The 15,480-nt window shown below is 39.4% G+C and carries 10 protein-coding genes, 3 tRNA genes and 3 rRNA genes; all 16 read left to right on the forward strand.

All coding sequences use genetic code 11. The features are described from left to right. Nucleotides 1–20: 20 nt before the first annotated feature. The 16 genes from IB617_01895 to mreD all read left to right on the forward strand — a co-directional run bounded on the left by IB617_01895 (nt 21) and on the right by mreD (nt 15,465). Nucleotides 21–93, forward strand: a tRNA-Thr gene (locus tag IB617_01895). A 204-nt stretch (nt 94–297) separates the two neighbouring features. After that, nucleotides 298–1,811, forward strand: a 16S ribosomal RNA gene (locus IB617_01900). A 263-nt stretch (nt 1,812–2,074) separates the two neighbouring features. Next, on the forward strand, nt 2,075–3,418 hold the full coding sequence (locus tag IB617_01905) for a hypothetical protein (GenBank protein ID UZE92894.1): 1,344 nt from the start codon (nt 2,075–2,077) through the stop codon (nt 3,416–3,418). 140 nt (nt 3,419–3,558) lie between these two features. Continuing rightward, on the forward strand, nt 3,559–4,071 hold the full coding sequence (locus IB617_01910; GenBank protein ID UZE92895.1) for a hypothetical protein: 513 nt from the start codon (nt 3,559–3,561) through the stop codon (nt 4,069–4,071). A gap of 37 nt (nt 4,072–4,108) precedes the next feature. Continuing rightward, complete coding sequence (locus IB617_01915) at nt 4,109–4,699, forward strand: fimbria/pilus periplasmic chaperone (GenBank protein ID UZE92896.1); 591 nt, start codon at nt 4,109–4,111, stop codon at nt 4,697–4,699. 27 nt (nt 4,700–4,726) lie between these two features. Then, the gene (locus IB617_01920; GenBank protein UZE92897.1) at nt 4,727–6,088 is read left to right on the forward strand and encodes a hypothetical protein; all 1,362 of its coding nucleotides are present in this window, start codon (nt 4,727–4,729) and stop codon (nt 6,086–6,088) included. A gap of 23 nt (nt 6,089–6,111) precedes the next feature. Beyond that, entirely contained in the window at nt 6,112–7,098 is a 987-nt protein-coding gene (locus tag IB617_01925; GenBank protein UZE92898.1) for a hypothetical protein, read from the forward strand. Nucleotides 7,099–7,159: 61 nt separating this feature from the next. Further along, the gene (locus tag IB617_01930) at nt 7,160–8,863 is read left to right on the forward strand and encodes a hypothetical protein (GenBank protein ID UZE92899.1); all 1,704 of its coding nucleotides are present in this window, start codon (nt 7,160–7,162) and stop codon (nt 8,861–8,863) included. A gap of 191 nt (nt 8,864–9,054) precedes the next feature. Continuing rightward, nucleotides 9,055–9,621 (forward strand): class I SAM-dependent methyltransferase, encoded by a 567-nt coding sequence (locus IB617_01935; GenBank protein UZE92900.1) that lies wholly within the window; start codon nt 9,055–9,057, stop codon nt 9,619–9,621. Next, nucleotides 9,621–9,692 (forward strand) — tRNA-Ile (locus IB617_01940). Before IB617_01935 ends, IB617_01940 begins: the two co-directional genes overlap by 1 nt. Nucleotides 9,693–9,712: 20 nt before the next feature. Next, nucleotides 9,713–9,789: transfer RNA gene (locus IB617_01945), tRNA-Ala, on the forward strand. A 109-nt stretch (nt 9,790–9,898) separates the two neighbouring features. Beyond that, entirely contained in the window at nt 9,899–10,576 is a 678-nt protein-coding gene (locus tag IB617_01950) for a hypothetical protein (GenBank protein ID UZE92901.1), read from the forward strand. Between the two features lie 373 nt (nt 10,577–10,949). Next, nucleotides 10,950–13,942, forward strand: a 23S ribosomal RNA gene (locus IB617_01955). Between the two features lie 79 nt (nt 13,943–14,021). Then, nucleotides 14,022–14,131 (forward strand): 5S ribosomal RNA (rrf, locus tag IB617_01960). Nucleotides 14,132–14,230: 99 nt separating this feature from the next. Then, a complete protein-coding gene (gene mreC, locus IB617_01965; GenBank protein UZE92902.1) occupies nt 14,231–15,097 on the forward strand; it encodes a rod shape-determining protein MreC in 867 nt (288 codons plus the stop codon). Between the two features lie 77 nt (nt 15,098–15,174). Then, nucleotides 15,175–15,465 (forward strand): rod shape-determining protein MreD, encoded by a 291-nt coding sequence (mreD, locus tag IB617_01970; protein ID UZE92903.1) that lies wholly within the window; start codon nt 15,175–15,177, stop codon nt 15,463–15,465. Nucleotides 15,466–15,480 lie beyond the last annotated feature (15 nt).

Raw genomic sequence — 15,480 nt, forward strand, 5'->3', positions numbered from 1 at the left:
CTTTTTATTTATAACCTCAAGCCGGGATAGCTCAGTGGTAGAGCAATGGTTTTGTAAACCATAGGGCGACGGGTTCGAATCCCTCTCCCGGCTTATAAAATTCTTGACAGTATTGTTTTAAGGATATAAAATATAAAGGCAATTGGAAGTACTTTAAAATTAAATAATAGGTTTTTTAGAGTTGTCCCGACTATTAATTGTTTGAATTGTTGGAATGTTTGATCGCTTCGCTATGTTGGAATATTCATTCTAACAAAGACAGAAGGTCAACCTATCAAATCTAACAATTCTAACATTTTCATTGAGGATTTGATCCTGGTCCAGGATGAACGCTGGCGGCGTGGATAAGGCATGCAAGTCGAACGGACCAATGCTCTGCATTGGTTAGTGGCGAACGGGTTAGTAACACGTAGGTAACAAACCCTAGAAACGGGCATAATCCGTCGAAAGGCGGACTAATTCCCGATAGTTTCATTTTTTCAAAAGAGAGAATGAATAAACGGAAGGAGTAATCCAACCGTTCTAGGATTGGCCTGCGGCCTATCAGCTTGTTGGTAGAGTAATGGTTTACCAAGGCTATGACGGGTAGGCGGGGTGAGAGCTTGACCGCCAACAATGGCACTGAGACACGGGCCATACTCCTACGGGAGGCAGCAGTCGAGAATATTGGTCAATGGGGGAAACCTTGAACCAGCGACGCCGCGTGCAGGAAGAAGGCCTTCGGGTTGTAAACTGCTTTTATGGGGGGAGAACCACGTTTGACGTGGTGACGGTACTTCATGAATAAGGGGATGCAAATTCTGTGCCAGCAGCCGCGGTAATACAGAATCCCCGAGCGTTATCCGGATTTATTGGGCGTAAAGGGTCCGTAGGCGGTTTGATAAGTTTGACGTTAAATACCTTGAGCTCAACTTAAGGAAGGCGTTAGAAACTGTCAGACTAGAGGGCGTTAGAGGTTGATGGAACACTCGGTGTAGGGGTGAAATCCGTTGATATCGAGTGGAACACCAAAAGCGAAGGCATTCAACTGGGGCGGCCCTGACGCTGAGGGACGAAAGCCAGGGGAGAGAAAAGGATTAGATACCCTTGTATTCCTGGCCCTAAACGATGGACACTGGCTATCTGTAGTGTCGACCCTACAGGTGGCGAAGCTAACGCGTTAAGTGTCCCGCCTGGGAATTACGGTCGCAAGACTAAAACTCAAAGGAATAGACGGGGGCTCACACAAGCGGTGGATCATGTGGCTTAATTCGATAACAAACGAGGAACCTTACCAGGACTTGACAGACTAGTGAAAATCTTCCGAAAGGAGGATCTACCCACAAGGACACTAGTCCAGGTGCTGCATGGTTGTCGTCAGCAGGTGTCTTGAGATGCTCCCTTAAATGGGGAAACCTGCGCAACCCTTACCCTATGTTTTACGTGTCATAGGGGACTGCCGTAGACAATACGGAGGAAGGTGAGGATGACGCCAAATCCGCATGGCCTTTTGATGTCCTGGGCTGCACACATGATACAATGGTTAGGACAATGGGTTGCCAAGGAGAAATCCGGAGCCAATCCCAACAAACCTGATCTTAGTCCGGATTGGGGTCTGCAACTCGACCCCATGAAGCTGGAATCGCTAGTAATCGCCAATCAGCCATGTGGCGATGAATACGTCCCTGGGCCTTGTACTCACCGCCCGTCACGCCAAGCGAGCTGGGAATAGCTGAAGTCTGCGTCTGACGTGGACGAAGCTAGGTTCAGTGAGAAGGGCGAAGTCGTAACAAGGCACGGGTAGCGGAAGCTGTCCGTGGATCACCACATTTTATTTTTTAGTGTCGGCTAGAATTGAAGTCTGAAATTTGGATTTTAATTCTAAGGGAGTTGGTCGAAGTTCCCAAAAGATTGACTATTCGGGACAACTCTAAGAAACTAAAACAAAAGAGCGCAACTTTAATTTGCGCTTTTTTGTGTTTGAGGATTTTTTATTTTTGCTAAAATATTGTAGAATAATAAGACGGAAAAAATAAAAATGTATTTTTAATTTTCTATATTTTTTCTTTGCTGAAATCTGATAAAATAAAAAAAGATGGCAAAATTTATTCAAAACAATTTGAGGAATTTCTTGGTAATACTTATTATTTTTTCATTGGCGATTAGTTGGATTTTTTTAACCCCGGATATAAATGTACAAGCTAATCCAGCTGAGTATTTAAACAATCCTAGCTTTGACGGTGGAACAACGGGTTGGACATTAACAACAACAGCCTACGACGATACATATTATCAGGATACTGCTGGTTCTATTGAAACATCCTGTGTTGAAAGAAACTGTAAAAGTACTGGTGATGCTGAGCAGACTATTGGCACAGATATTAATTCTACGGATACGGTCCTTTTAAGTCTTTATTGGAGTAAACGAAGCGTTGTCTTGGACTGTAAAGCAAATAATATCCGAGTAGAGATTGAAAAGCCAACAACTCCGGGTGTTTGGGATGTGATTTGGTCAGATATAACTATACCCGCTTTTAACGGCGCTACAGAGTGGACACCTGTTAGTAGTGAAGATGTTTCCTCATATTTTACTGATACGGGTACATATAATATTCGGTTTTACGCCGATGTTAGAGGAGGCGTTCTTGCTTCTAATGAATGTTTGGCATGGTTTGATAATACTAGTCTTGACGTAACAGCTGCTGCCAACGAGACGCCCACTCTTACTGTTTCCCAGCCGGACGGTGTTGACGATACAGTGACAGTCGGCCAATCGTACAACATTACTTACACTTTATCTGATACTGATGACGACGTAACCGCGGCTTTTTATTACGACACCAATAACACCGGTTTAGACGGAATCGCCATTACCGGTCCCTGCGCTACAGCGGCTGAAGGCACTAATGTCACCTGCGCGTGGGATACAACAGAAATGACGCCGGGCGATTATTATGTATACGGAATAACCAACGATGGCGTTAATCCGGACGTAAGCGATTATTCACCGGGTCAGATTACAATCCAAGCAGTTTCAATTTCCATTACCATAACTACTGATGGTGACGTTGCTTACGGCATTGTGGGCGAAGGCAATAGTCAGGATACCACAGCTTCTGGTGTAGATGATACTCAAACAGTTAAAAATAATGGTAATGTTGCTGAAAAAATAAGTATTAAAACTTCTAATGCCATCGGTGGCACAGACTGGACAGTAGGCAGTACAGCTGGTACCGATATATTTGTCCACAGCTTTGCAACCACTACAGCTGAAACCTGGCAGATTCTTGACGTGGTTGGTACTTACGAAATTGCTTCATCCAGCGTGGCTGTGAATGGAACTTTAGATTTTGACTTAAAAATTACTGTTCCAACTGCCTCAACTGATGATGTAGAAAAGACTGTTACTGTAACTTTTCTGGCGGAACAAGCGCAATAAATAATATCATTGTTGTTTCTACTCCTTGACGTTATAATAAAGACGGCTAAAAAATATGTGGATAACTAATAATTTTTGGCAAAGGTCGGGTTAGAAATTAAGTCATAATAAATGATTAACGAGTTATAAAATAAAACTCTATGAAATCACTAATTGCTACTATTTGTATTTTAGGAATGATTTGTATAGTGACAGGATTAACGGTACGAGCAGCAGATACCGGAACAGTTAGTTGTACGGTTACGGCAAAAAGCATTGCTTTAACAGTATCAGATGGAGACGTTGCCTATGGCACTGTGGCTGAGAGCGGCAGTCAGGATACTACATCTACTGGCGTAGATGATACTCAGACAGTGACCAATACTGGCAATATCGCTGAGCAGATAAATATTAAAACTTCAGGCGCCAGCGGCGGCGCACCCTGGACAGTAGGCATTACGGCTGGTTCAGATGTATTTGTCCATAGCTTTGCAACTACTACAGATGAAACCTGGCAGATTCTTGATACTGTTAATGAATACGAAACTGCTTCATCCAGCGTGGCTGTAAGTGGAACCCTAGATATTGACCTAAAGATTAATGTTCCGACGAGCTCAACCGACAATGAAGAAAAGACCATTACAGTAACCATTCAAGCAGTTGAGGCATCTTAAAAGCAATTGTCTAAGCAAAAGTCGGTCAAAAATAAATATGCAAAAATTTATTATTCTTTTTTTGATAGCGGTTTTAATTTTTCCTTTGATAGTTTCTGCCAAAGCTGGTGTGGGAATAGGCACAGGCACAATTAAAATTGATGAACCCTTAAAACCGGGCGGAATTTATGAGTTTCCATCCTTGGGAGTTTCAAATACAGGAGACGAGCCTGCTGATTATGAAATGGAAATCGCTTATCATTCTCAGCAACCTCAGCAAAGACCCAGTAAAGAATGGTTTAGTTTTAGCCCCTCTTTATTTTATTTAGAACCAAAACAATCTCAGAGGGTAGTAGTGAAATTAACTTTGCCGATGAAAACTAAACCCGGGGATTATTTTGCCTATTTGGAAGTTCATCCAGTTGTTAAGGCTGGACCCGGCGCTACTGTTGGAATAGCAGTTGCCACTAAGCTTTATTTCAGCGTAATTCCGGCCAACGCTTGGCAGGCAATAACTTACAGGATTTCCTCTTTTTGGACAATATATTCTCCCTGGACTTGGATTGTTTCAGGCATAGCGCTAGTAGCCATAATCATTGCTTTCTTGAGGAAGAATTTTGCTTTTCAGATTGGGGTGAAGAAAAAATAAACAAAATAGATAATGAAAAGATAAGCGATGAGAAAAAATTCTTCAACAATTTTAATTTTTGGATTAATTCTTTTAGGAGGATTAGTTTTTGCTTTTTATAATATTTGGGTTCAAGCAGCCAGCATTACAACTACGATTAGCATAGCTTATACCAAAGAGACTCACCAGATTGACACTACCCAGCCTTTTACAGAAGATTTGTTAAATCCTAACGGTTCAAGTTTTGATATAAGCCTGCCCGCAGATTTTTTAAGTTCGGGCGAAAAAGTAGAGCTTACTATGTATTCTGCCGCTAAAGAGACAGTTACAACTGACCAACCTTTACCGAGTGGGAAATTGGGAGCTAATATTTTCTATAATATTTCATTTAAAAAAACATCTGACAACAGTACAGTTTCTTCTTTTGATAAAGCCGCTACCCTAACTTTTTCTTATATTGATTCTGACATTAGCGGGATTGATGAAAGCACTTTAACAGCTTATCGTTGGAATGGTTCAGAATGGGTTGCTTTAAGCGATAGCGCTGTTGATGTCAGTTTAAATAAAATTACAGCAACTACTCAACAATTTAGTGATTTTGCTCTTTTAGGTGATGCGCCTTCTGATAATGGCGAAAATGGCATCAACGGAGGAGTAGGAGGAGGTGGAGGAGGTGGAGGTTATGTTCCCCCCACTGTTCCAACTAAAGTTATTCTTAACGGAAGAGCTTACCCTGATTCTGATGTTCATGTTTTAAGCGACGGAAAATTAGCAAAAACAGTGAAAGCTGATTCCAAAGCAAATTTTAAAGCAGAAATTGAAGATATTACTCCTGGTGTTTGGAGTTTTAGTGTTTGGGCAATAGATAAAAATAAAATAAAATCCATCACTTATACTTTAACTTTTAGAGTTACTGCTAATACTATCACTACTGTTTCTGGTATTTTTTTACCCCCGACTATTAATATTGATAAAAATAGTTTAAATAGAGGGGAAATTTTAAACATTTTCGGTCAGACCGTGCCGAATGCGCAGGTAGATGTCCATGTTTTATCCGAAGAGACCATTGAAAAAGTTGAATCTGATGAAATTGGCGTTTGGCTTTCGGCATTTAACACTCAATTCTTGGAACAAGGTTCCCATACCAGTAAAGCTCAATCTCAAATTACTCCGGAAGAGAAGAGCGGTTTTGGTCAAGTTTTAACTTTTTACATTGGCAAAGCAGTGCCCCTTGAATTAAATCCCATTTGCCCAGGGGCTGATTTAAACAAAGATGGAAAAGTAAATTTAGTTGATTTTTCAGTTTTGCTTTATTGGTGGGGCAGGGAAAATGCTGGTGTTGACCAAAATATGAATGGGATAGTAGATTTACCGGATTTTTCAATAATGTTGTACTATTGGACAGGATAGCTCGTCATCCTAAACAATATTCAATGTTTCAAATTATAAGCTTTAAACAATTTAAAAGGTTTGAAAAATTAGAATTTAGAATCTTATTGTTTTTAGTTTTTGTTTTTATTTTTTCGTTTTTAGATTTTAATTATTCCCAGGCAACTGTGTTATATTTAGAACCAGCTAAAGGTGAATACTATCAAGACGATACTTTTATAATAGAAGCCAGAATAGATACAGAGGGTGAGTGTATTAATACTGTTGAAGCTAATTTGAGCTTTCCCCTGAATATTTTAGAGGCAGTTGATTTTAGTCTAGGCAATTCCATTTTAATCTTTTGGGTTTCTCCCCCTTCAATTTCTCAGGAAACAGGGTTAATTTCTTTTACTGGAGGAATTCCAGGAGGTTATTGCGGGAAACTGCCAGGAGATCCGGGCGAGAGCAATTTGCTTGGAAGAATCATATTCAAAGTAAAAGAAACACCTCAAGCATTAATGTCAAGCTCTGGCAAAATTGAATTTTTAGAGAATTCCCAAGTTTTACTCAATGATGGATTTGGCACACCAGCCAAGCTTGGTACCAAAGGAGCTGCTTTAACTGTTTTATCTGAGAAGCTGGAAGTTTCTAAAGACGAGTGGCAGGAAGAAATTAAAAAGGATATTACGTCCCCTGAGCTGTTTGAAATAAAAATTCACCAGGACCCTGCAGTTTTTGAAGGTAAATATTTTATCATTTTTTCTACTACTGACAAACAAACCGGCATTGACCATTATGAAATTAAAGAGGGGAAAGGAGATTGGATAATAACTCAAAGCCCTTGCTTATTGAAAGACCAGAGTCTGCAGAGTACAATAAAAGTAAAAGCAGTTGATAAAGCTGGTAATGAAAGAATTGCTGAGTATATACCTGCGAAAAAACCATTTCCTTATTGGGTAATAATTTTGGTTCTGGTGGGGATGGGAATAATAATTTGGCGGCTCCTAAGAAGGCCCGCTAGACCCGCTAATCATAATGAATATGAACACTAAATACTACAAAAGTATTAGCAGTGATTCATACCTATCAGGGAGATTAGTAATGCTTTGCTGTATGTTAGTGGTTTTTGGAATGCTTCCCGCAATGATTCAGGCAGGTTCATCGGTTTCTTTGTATTTGTCTCCTGCCAGCGGCACTTATAATGTTGACAGTGTTTTTTCTGTAAAAGTTAAAGTAGATAGCGGGGTAACAGCTATTAATGCTGCTGAGGGAATCTTGACTTTCAATCCAAATGAACTTCAAGTCATTAGTCTTTCAAAAAATGGTTCAATCTTTAGTCTCTGGACCACTGAACCTGCTTTTTCTAACTCTGCAGGAAATATAGTCTTTGGCGGAGGAACACCCAGTAATTTTACTGGAACCTCAGGAACTATAATTACCATCACTTTTAAGACTAAAGCCAGTGCTTTATCCCAAGTAACTTTCTCTTCTGGTTCGGTTCTGGCAGGGGACGGTAAAGGAACAAATATCTTGGGTAGCATGAACAATGGTGTATATGCCATAAAATCAGAAATTGTTACTCCGCCGACTGATGAAGAATATATGCCCCCGCCTACTATTGGAGTCCCGGTTGCTCCAATTGTTTCTTCTCCCACTCATTCTGACCCTAATAAGTGGTATTCAAATAATGATCCAGAATTTTTATGGAAAGTGCCTGTTGATGTTAGTGAAGTAAAATTATTAATTGACTATCAGCCTGTCTCTACTCCAACCATACTTTACACTTCTCAAATTTCAGAAAAAAAAGTCAGAGACTTAGCAGACGGAGCTTGGTATTTTCATGTCAGATTTAAAAATCAATATGGCTGGGGTGAAATTTTGCATCGAAAAGTCTTAATTGACACTAACCCCCCAAAATCTTTTGAAATAAAAATTGATGATAGTGGCGATACTACCAATCCCAGCCCTGTTTTATATTTTAAAACCACTGACTCTGTTTCAGGAGTTGAATATTACAAAATGACAATAGATGAGGATAAACCAGTAATGACAACCGCAACAATAACAAAAGCAGATTTAAAAGAACCTTATCAAATAGCGCCTCAGACTCCAGGTAGGCATTTGATTAAAATCAAGATATATGATATGGCTGGAAATTTCAGTTCGGCCTCAACAGAAATTGAAATATTGCCCATTGAAAGCCCTGTTATTACAAAGTTCCCAATGAGTCTGACTCCGGGCCAAACTTTAAATTTGGAAGGAAAAAGTTTGCCTGGAGTTATAGTTAGAATTTTTATCCAAGAGACGATAAAAGAAGCAGTGGTGAGTGAAGTAAAAGCTAATGAAAAAGGGGAATGGTCGTTTGTTTCTCTAGCTTTAGAGAAAGGAGATTATGAGGTCTGGACTGAAGTCCGGGATAAACGAGGAGCTTTAAGTCTGCCGTCCCAAAGGATTAGTTTTTGGGTGGGTTTGTATCCTTTTTTAAGATTTGGTAAAATAGCAATAGATTATTTAAGTATCATGATCACTTTAGTAATTCTCATAGCAGTTTTAATCGGGATTATCTTTTATACTTGGTACAGAATTTCTCTTTGGCGAAGACGGCTAAGAAGAGAAACTAAAGAAGTAACTAGAAGCGTTACCATGGCCTTCCGAATTTTACAAGAAAAAATCCAAGAGCAAATTGAATACCTTGATAAAAAACCCGGTTTAACTAAAAAAGAGAAGGAAGTTCGAAATAAATTACAGGAGGCCCTTAATATTTCTAAAGAATCTATTAGGAAAGAAATTAAAGACATAGAAAAAGAATTGGAGTAATCCAGTATTTGCCTTTATAGAGAAATTATAGAAAATGAGTTGTTTCACTTTTAAGTCTTAATAAGGGCTTTTTAATTTTGGCGAAAATTAACTTGTCAAAGGTTAAAATTTAGCCTAAAATTTAACTATATGGCTTTACCAAATATAATTGTAAAAACTCTCGTTTTGAGAGTGGATTAAGTAAGTTTTTAATGATGTGGTATCTGATTTTTTCTAAAATTTATGAAAAAGCCGGTCAAAGGATGTGTAAGGAGTGTAAAGATTTTATCAAAAGTGGTTCTAAAATACTTGATTTGGGTTGTGGTCCCGCGATAATAACGAAGGTTTTTCAAAATTTTTTTCAGGCAGAGATTGTGGGAGTTGATATTTTAGATAGAAGGATATTTCCCATACCTTTTAAGATAATTAATGGAAAATCGCTTCCTTTCTCCGGTAATAATTTTGATGCCGTACTAATAGCCTATGTTTTACACCACAGTCAAGATCCTATAGTTCTTTTAAAAGAAGCTAAAAGGGTTACAAAAGATAAAATTTTTATTTACGAAGATTTACCAGAAGGAATTATTTCATCGTTTTTTTGTAAACTTCACGGATTTTCATTTGATAAGTTATTTCATAATAGAGATAAAACTACTTTTAAAAGAGAAAAAGAGTGGGGGAATATTTTTAAAAATTTGAAACTAAAAGTAATTTTTCAAAAAGAAGTTTCTTCAAGATTAACTCCAATAAGAAAAAAATTATTTGTATTGGAAAAGTAGGGCACATAGTTCAGCGGTAGAACGCTTCTCTGATAAAGAAGAGGTGGAAGGTTCGACTCCTTCTGTGCCCACAAGGGGGGTTATTTAAAACGGGCCTGTAGTTCAGTTGGCTAGAACGCCGCTTTTGCATAGCGGAGGTCAGCGGTTCGAGTCCGCTCAGGTCCACCATCAGAGTTTTCCACAGGGAGTTTCGTTGCTTTTTTGCGATATGCTATAATGAGTTAATTGATAGTTTAAAGGTCGATAAATAACTATATATTATATTTTGAAGATTATTATGATTATTCGAGATTGGTCAGTGATTACGTTTAACGCTTTACAAGATACCTGGCAAGGATTCTTATTATTCTTACCGAGGTTAATTGGAGCGATAATTGTTTTTATTTTTGGTTGGTTTTTAGCAACTTTCTTGGGAAGATTTGTAGCTGAGATTCTGAAGAAATTGACTTTTAACAAATTTTTTGAAAGAAAAGGTTGGAGAGAAGCATTGGAAAAAGCAGAATTAAAAGTTAATCCGGCAGAGTTTGTGGGAGGAATTTTTAAATGGATTTTGGTTATTGTATTTTTGTTAGCTTCAGTTGATATTTTAGGTTTTAAAGAGTTCGCTGTTATTCTCTCTAGTATTGTTGCTTGGCTCCCAAATCTAATAGTAGCAATACTAATTTTTGTGGTAGCTGTAATCCTTACTGATATTTTGGAAAAAATTATTAAAGCTAGCGTGAAAAAGATGGGTGTAGGATACGTTGGATTTATAGGAACAGCAGTAAGATGGGCAATTTATATTTTTGCTTTTTTAGCGATTGTAGATCAATTAGGAGTGGCTAGAAACATCGTTAATACTTTCGTTATGGGATTTGTGGGAATGATTAGCTTGGCTTTTGGTTTAGCTTTTGGTTTGGGGGGGAAAGATGCTGCAGCTCAACTAATTGAGGATTTGAAAAGGAAAATTTCCTGAAATATTAAGTTAGCCCCGCATTATACCTTCTTAATTTGGAAAAATAAAGCGGGGTTAATTTTTTTAGAAATTTTTGTTGCTTGACAAAGGTTTTTGATTTGATAAAATGAAAAATATGAACAAAGCTGTAATGATATTAATTAAGTCAGGAAGCGGTTGATTTTGTTATCTGTTGTTTGATAGAACTAGAACCGCTTCTTGAAAGCGGTTTTTTGATTAAAGGATAAGATAGATAGAATTGGTAAGAACCTTACATTTTAATAGGGAAAAGAGATTCAACAATAGTCTTTATTGACTAGCCAATATTTTTAATTTTTTGTAAAATTTTTAAGGGCAAACTTACTTAAGTTTTGTTCTATAAAATTTTGGAAGGCAAGATAACATACGGCGAATGGTGGATGCCTTGGGAGGTTGAGGCGATGAAGGACGTGGGGTGACTGCGATAAGCCTCGGGGAGGTGTCTACCAACCTTTGATCCGGGGATTTCCGAATGGGGGAACCCAACGCGACTAAAAACCGCGTTACCCCGTACCATACGGTACAGGGAGCGTACTCGCTGAAGTGAAACATCTTAGTAAGCGGAGGAAAAGAAAAAAAAGCGAAGCAATCTTGTTTCGCAATATTCCCTTAGTAGCGGCGAGCGAAGAGGGAAAAGCCCAGAGCTATCTAATAACTATTAATTAGTTATCAAATAGCAGTTGTAAGTTAGATATATCCCAGAGCGAAAGTTTTGGGCAGAGCTAAACTAAAATGTGATTTGATTAGCCAAAGTATCCTGGAAAGGAATGCCAAAGATGGTAATAGCCCAGTAGGCGAAAATCATCACATGCTCTGAATATTTATACTTGAGTACCGCCCGGGAATGAAATCCCTGCGGGAAGCAGGCTAAACTACTAGCCAAGGCTAAATACTCAACCTCACCGATAGTGAACTAGTACGTACCGTGAGGGAAAGGTGAAAAGTAGGGAGGTAATCCCGGTGAAATAGAACCTGAAACCATTTGCTAACAAAAAATCGGAGCCGCGTCTGACGCGGTGACGGTGTACCTTTTGGAGCAGGCACCAACGAGTTCGTGCACTCTCTTAGTCTAAACCCTTATGGGGTGGAGGCATAGAGAAATCGAGTGTTAAAAGCGCGTTCACCCGCTAACATCTGCGAAGTTGTGGCGGGTAAAGAGAGTGTGCGAGACCCGAAGCCAAGCGAGCTTGCCATGGCCAGGGTGAGTCTCGCCGAAAGGCGAGAGGAGGCCCGAACCCGTGGATCGTGCAAAATCCTGGGATGAGCTGTGGTAAGAGGCGAAACGCTAATCGAGCTTGGTAATAGCTGGTTCTCCTCGAAATAGCTTTGGGGCTAGCCTGGGGAATTAGAAAGTGGAGGTAGAGCACTGGAAGGGATATTGTGGCGCAAGCTAGGTATTCCTACCAAACTCCGAATTCCATTTTTGTAATCCCTGGAGTAAGAACTTGGGCGCTAATGTCCAGGCTCAAGAGGGAAACAACCCAGACCTTCATCTAAGGTCCCGAAATCTAAGCTAAGTGAGAAAGGAGGTGAAATTCCTCAGATAGTTAGGAGGTGAGCTCAGAAGCAGCTATCCTTTAAAAAGTGCGTAACAGCTTACTAACTAAGGAGTTTTGCGCCAAAAATGTAACGGGACTCAAGCTTAGTACCGAAGATAAGGCCCTGCACCGTACGGTGCAGGGGGTAGAGGAGCGTTCTCAGGGCAGTGAAGTCAAACCGTAAGGTTTGGTGGAGCGTTGAGAAGTGAGAATGTTGGTATGAGTAACCGCAATCAGGGTGAAATCCCCTGACACCGAAAACCCAAGGTTTCCTTGGCAATGACAATCAACCAAGGGTTAGGCGGACCTAAGGGAAAGCCGAAAGGCGTACCCGATGGACAGTCGGTTAATATTCCGACCCCTCGCCAAAGTTTTTCCTTAGAATGACGAAGGTTTGTAGTCTTCGTGTATTATTGGATTTACATCTACTCTTTGAGGAAGTTTTCTTCTAATGAAGAGTGGGAAGTTCTGACTTCGGTCAGAATAACGAAGATGAGCAACCTTCCCGGAAAAGTTTTAAGGAAGGAAAACTTAGGCGGGTCCGTACCGCAAACCGACACAGGTGGGTTGGTGTAAGAGTACTAAGGTGAACGGGTGAAACCTCGTTAAGGAACTCGGCAAACAAGTGGTCGTAACTTCGGAAGATGGCCTACCCGTACCATACGGTATGGGTCGCAGCAAACGTGCCTTTGGCGACTGTTTATCTAAAACACAGGTCCCTGCTTAACTTGTAAAAGGAAGTATAGGGGCTGACGCCTGACCAGTGCCGGAACGTTAAGCTCGCGGGTCGTCCTGAGTTTATCGAAGGATGGCTGAGTGAGTTAAGCTTCCGGTGAACGTCCGCGGTAACTATAACCGTGTTAAAGTAGCGTAATCCCTTGTCGGGTAAGTTCCGACCCGCATGAAGGGCGTAACGACTGAAGGACTGTCTCAACGAGGAGCCCGGTGAAAATACAATGAGGGTGAAGATGCCTTCTACCTGCGGCTAGACGAAAAGACCCCGGGAGCTTTACTGTAGCTTGATATTGGATTTTGGTTTTGGATGCGTAGTGTAGAAGGGAGACTTTGAAGTCTGGTTTTCGGGCCAGATGGAGTCGTCAATGAAACACCTTCCTTTCAAAGTCATAGTTCTAATCCGTCTTTACGGCGGAAACAGTGTTTAGTGGGCAGTTTAAGTGGGGCACTTGCCTCCTAAAAAGTAACGGAGGCGTTTAAAGGTCGGCTAAGTACGGATGGAAATCGTACGCGTCGGGCAAAGCCATAAGCCGGCTTTACTGCGAACATAATGCTGTGAGCAGTTGGGAAACCAGAACTTAGTGAACCGACGGTTGGTCGTAGGACCGCCGAAGATCATCAGCTAAAAGTTACCCCGGGGATAACAGGCTAGTCGGGCCCGCGAGTCCATATCAACGGCCCGGTTCGGCACCTCGATGTCGGCTCACCACATCCTGGAGGTGGAGAAGCTTCCAAGGGTCGGTCTGTTCGCCCGTTAAAGTGGTTCGTGAGCTGGGTTCAGAACGCCGTGAGGCAGTTCGGTCTCTATCTACCGCAGGCGTTGAGTCTTGAGGGGAGTTGGTCTTAGTACGAGAGGACCAGACTGAACCAACCTCTAGTGTACCAGTTGTTCCGCCAGGAGCATCGCTGGGTAGCTACGTTGGGAAGGGATAAGCGCTGAAAGCATCTAAGCACGAAGCCCACCCCAAGATTAGGACTTTTAGATTCCTCAAAGATGATGAGGTTGATAGGCTGCAGGTGTAAGTAGGGTAACCTATTGAGCCGAGCAGTACTAATAAATCATAATTTCTTGCCTTTCAAAATTTTGTAGACCAAAAAGTTGTGAGGATTTGTCCTTGAGAATTTTGCAAAAAATAATAGTAAAAAGACGCTTGAGTGGCGGCTATACTGGTATTGTTCCACCTGTTCCCATCCCGAACACAGAAGTGAAATATACCGAGGCCGATGATAGTGGGTTTCCTGCAAAAGTAGGTAGCCGCCGCCCAAGCGCCTTTTTTATTACTTTTAAAAGTGAAAATAACTCATTTATTAAGTAGAGGAGATAAATCTTGTTATTTCATAGCTTGTGCGTCATAATGATTTAATGAGATTTTTGGATAAAGAACAATTCCAAATATTTAATAAAAAAAATAGAAAATTTTTCCCACAAAGTAAACTTCACTCTCAAAGATTGAAAGTGGGAATAATAATTTTTATAATTATTTCTCTTTTTCTTTTTAATTTATCTCCTTTTTCAGAAAGAATTAAAAATTTCTTTTATTCTCTATCTGAACCTGTACAAAAATGGCTTTGGGAGAAAGGAGGCGGAATTTCTGATTTTTTTGAAATGATTTTGAGAATGAAAAGACTTGAGCAAGAAAACGAAAAACTTAAATTAGAAAATCAGGAATTAATAATCAAAAACATAAAGCTTGAGCAATTAAGAGGAGAAAATGAGATTTTGCGTACAGCTTTAAATTTAAAATTACAAGAAGAGTTTAAACTAATTATCTCTCAGGTGATTGGTAAAGAGATAGCTGGAGATTATTTAATAATAGATAAAGGATCTGAAGACGGTATAGCTTTTGGTTTTCCGGTAATTACTCAACAAAAATCTTTGGTAGGTAAGGTTATTCAAGTTTATGAAAGTACTTCAAAAATTCAACTTTTAACTTCAAAGGATAACTCTTTTGATGTTGAAATTTTTGAAAAAGAAATTTACGGCTTAGCAGAAGGAAAGGGAAATTTTAATCTTTTACTTGAACTTATTCCACGAGAAAAAGAAATTAATTTGACAGATAAAATTATTACTACTACTTTGGGTGGAAATTTCCCCGAAGGACTTTTAGTGGGAGAAATTAAAAAAGTTAAAAAATCAGACGTTGCTTCTTTTCAGGAAGCTGAAATCCAACCTGCTTTTGATATTAGAGAAATAGATTACCTCTTTCTTATTACCAACTTTACCCAGTAGGAGAATTTTGACAGAGTTTTTACAGAAAACCTTTTATCTACGAAGTAAGTCAAAATTTCTCAACTGGTTTTAATCAGATGGTAAAAAAAATTATATTTTTATTTTTTTTCTTTTATTTTCTAACTTTGCTTCAGACCAGTTTTTTAGCTCGTTTTTTTATCTTTTTACCTAATCTCGTTTTAATTACCATTATCCTGATTAATCTCTTTGAAGACCAAAAAAGTAATCTGGGCATTTTTTCAGCTTTTTTTGGCGGATTTTTTTTAGACATCTTTTCTGAAAAATTCCTCGGTTATTACATTTTGATTTCTCTTTCTATTTCTCTTTTTATTAAACTAATTCTTAAGAGGTATATTGGAAGATATTAAATAATTTTCCATTGA

The organism is Candidatus Nealsonbacteria bacterium (genome assembly GCA_026016225.1).
GTDB lineage: Bacteria > Patescibacteriota > Minisyncoccia > Minisyncoccales > JANBVM01 > Nealson33H.

Bases quoted from the DNA above. Each gene is read 5' to 3' on its own strand.
- IB617_01925 (UZE92898.1), top strand. From the start codon at position 6,112: ATGTTTCAAATTATAAGCTTTAAACAATTTAAAAGGTTTGAAAAATTA.
- IB617_01910 (UZE92895.1), top strand. From the start codon at position 3,559: ATGAAATCACTAATTGCTACTATTTGTATTTTAGGAATGATTTGTATA.
- IB617_01920 (UZE92897.1), top strand. From the start codon at position 4,727: ATGAGAAAAAATTCTTCAACAATTTTAATTTTTGGATTAATTCTTTTA.
- IB617_01935 (UZE92900.1), top strand. From the start codon at position 9,055: ATGATGTGGTATCTGATTTTTTCTAAAATTTATGAAAAAGCCGGTCAA.
- mreC (UZE92902.1), top strand. From the start codon at position 14,231: ATGAGATTTTTGGATAAAGAACAATTCCAAATATTTAATAAAAAAAAT.
- IB617_01950 (UZE92901.1), top strand. From the start codon at position 9,899: ATGATTATTCGAGATTGGTCAGTGATTACGTTTAACGCTTTACAAGAT.
- IB617_01930 (UZE92899.1), top strand. From the start codon at position 7,160: ATGTTAGTGGTTTTTGGAATGCTTCCCGCAATGATTCAGGCAGGTTCA.
- IB617_01905 (UZE92894.1), top strand. From the start codon at position 2,075: ATGGCAAAATTTATTCAAAACAATTTGAGGAATTTCTTGGTAATACTT.
- IB617_01915 (UZE92896.1), top strand. From the start codon at position 4,109: ATGCAAAAATTTATTATTCTTTTTTTGATAGCGGTTTTAATTTTTCCT.
- mreD (UZE92903.1), top strand. From the start codon at position 15,175: ATGGTAAAAAAAATTATATTTTTATTTTTTTTCTTTTATTTTCTAACT.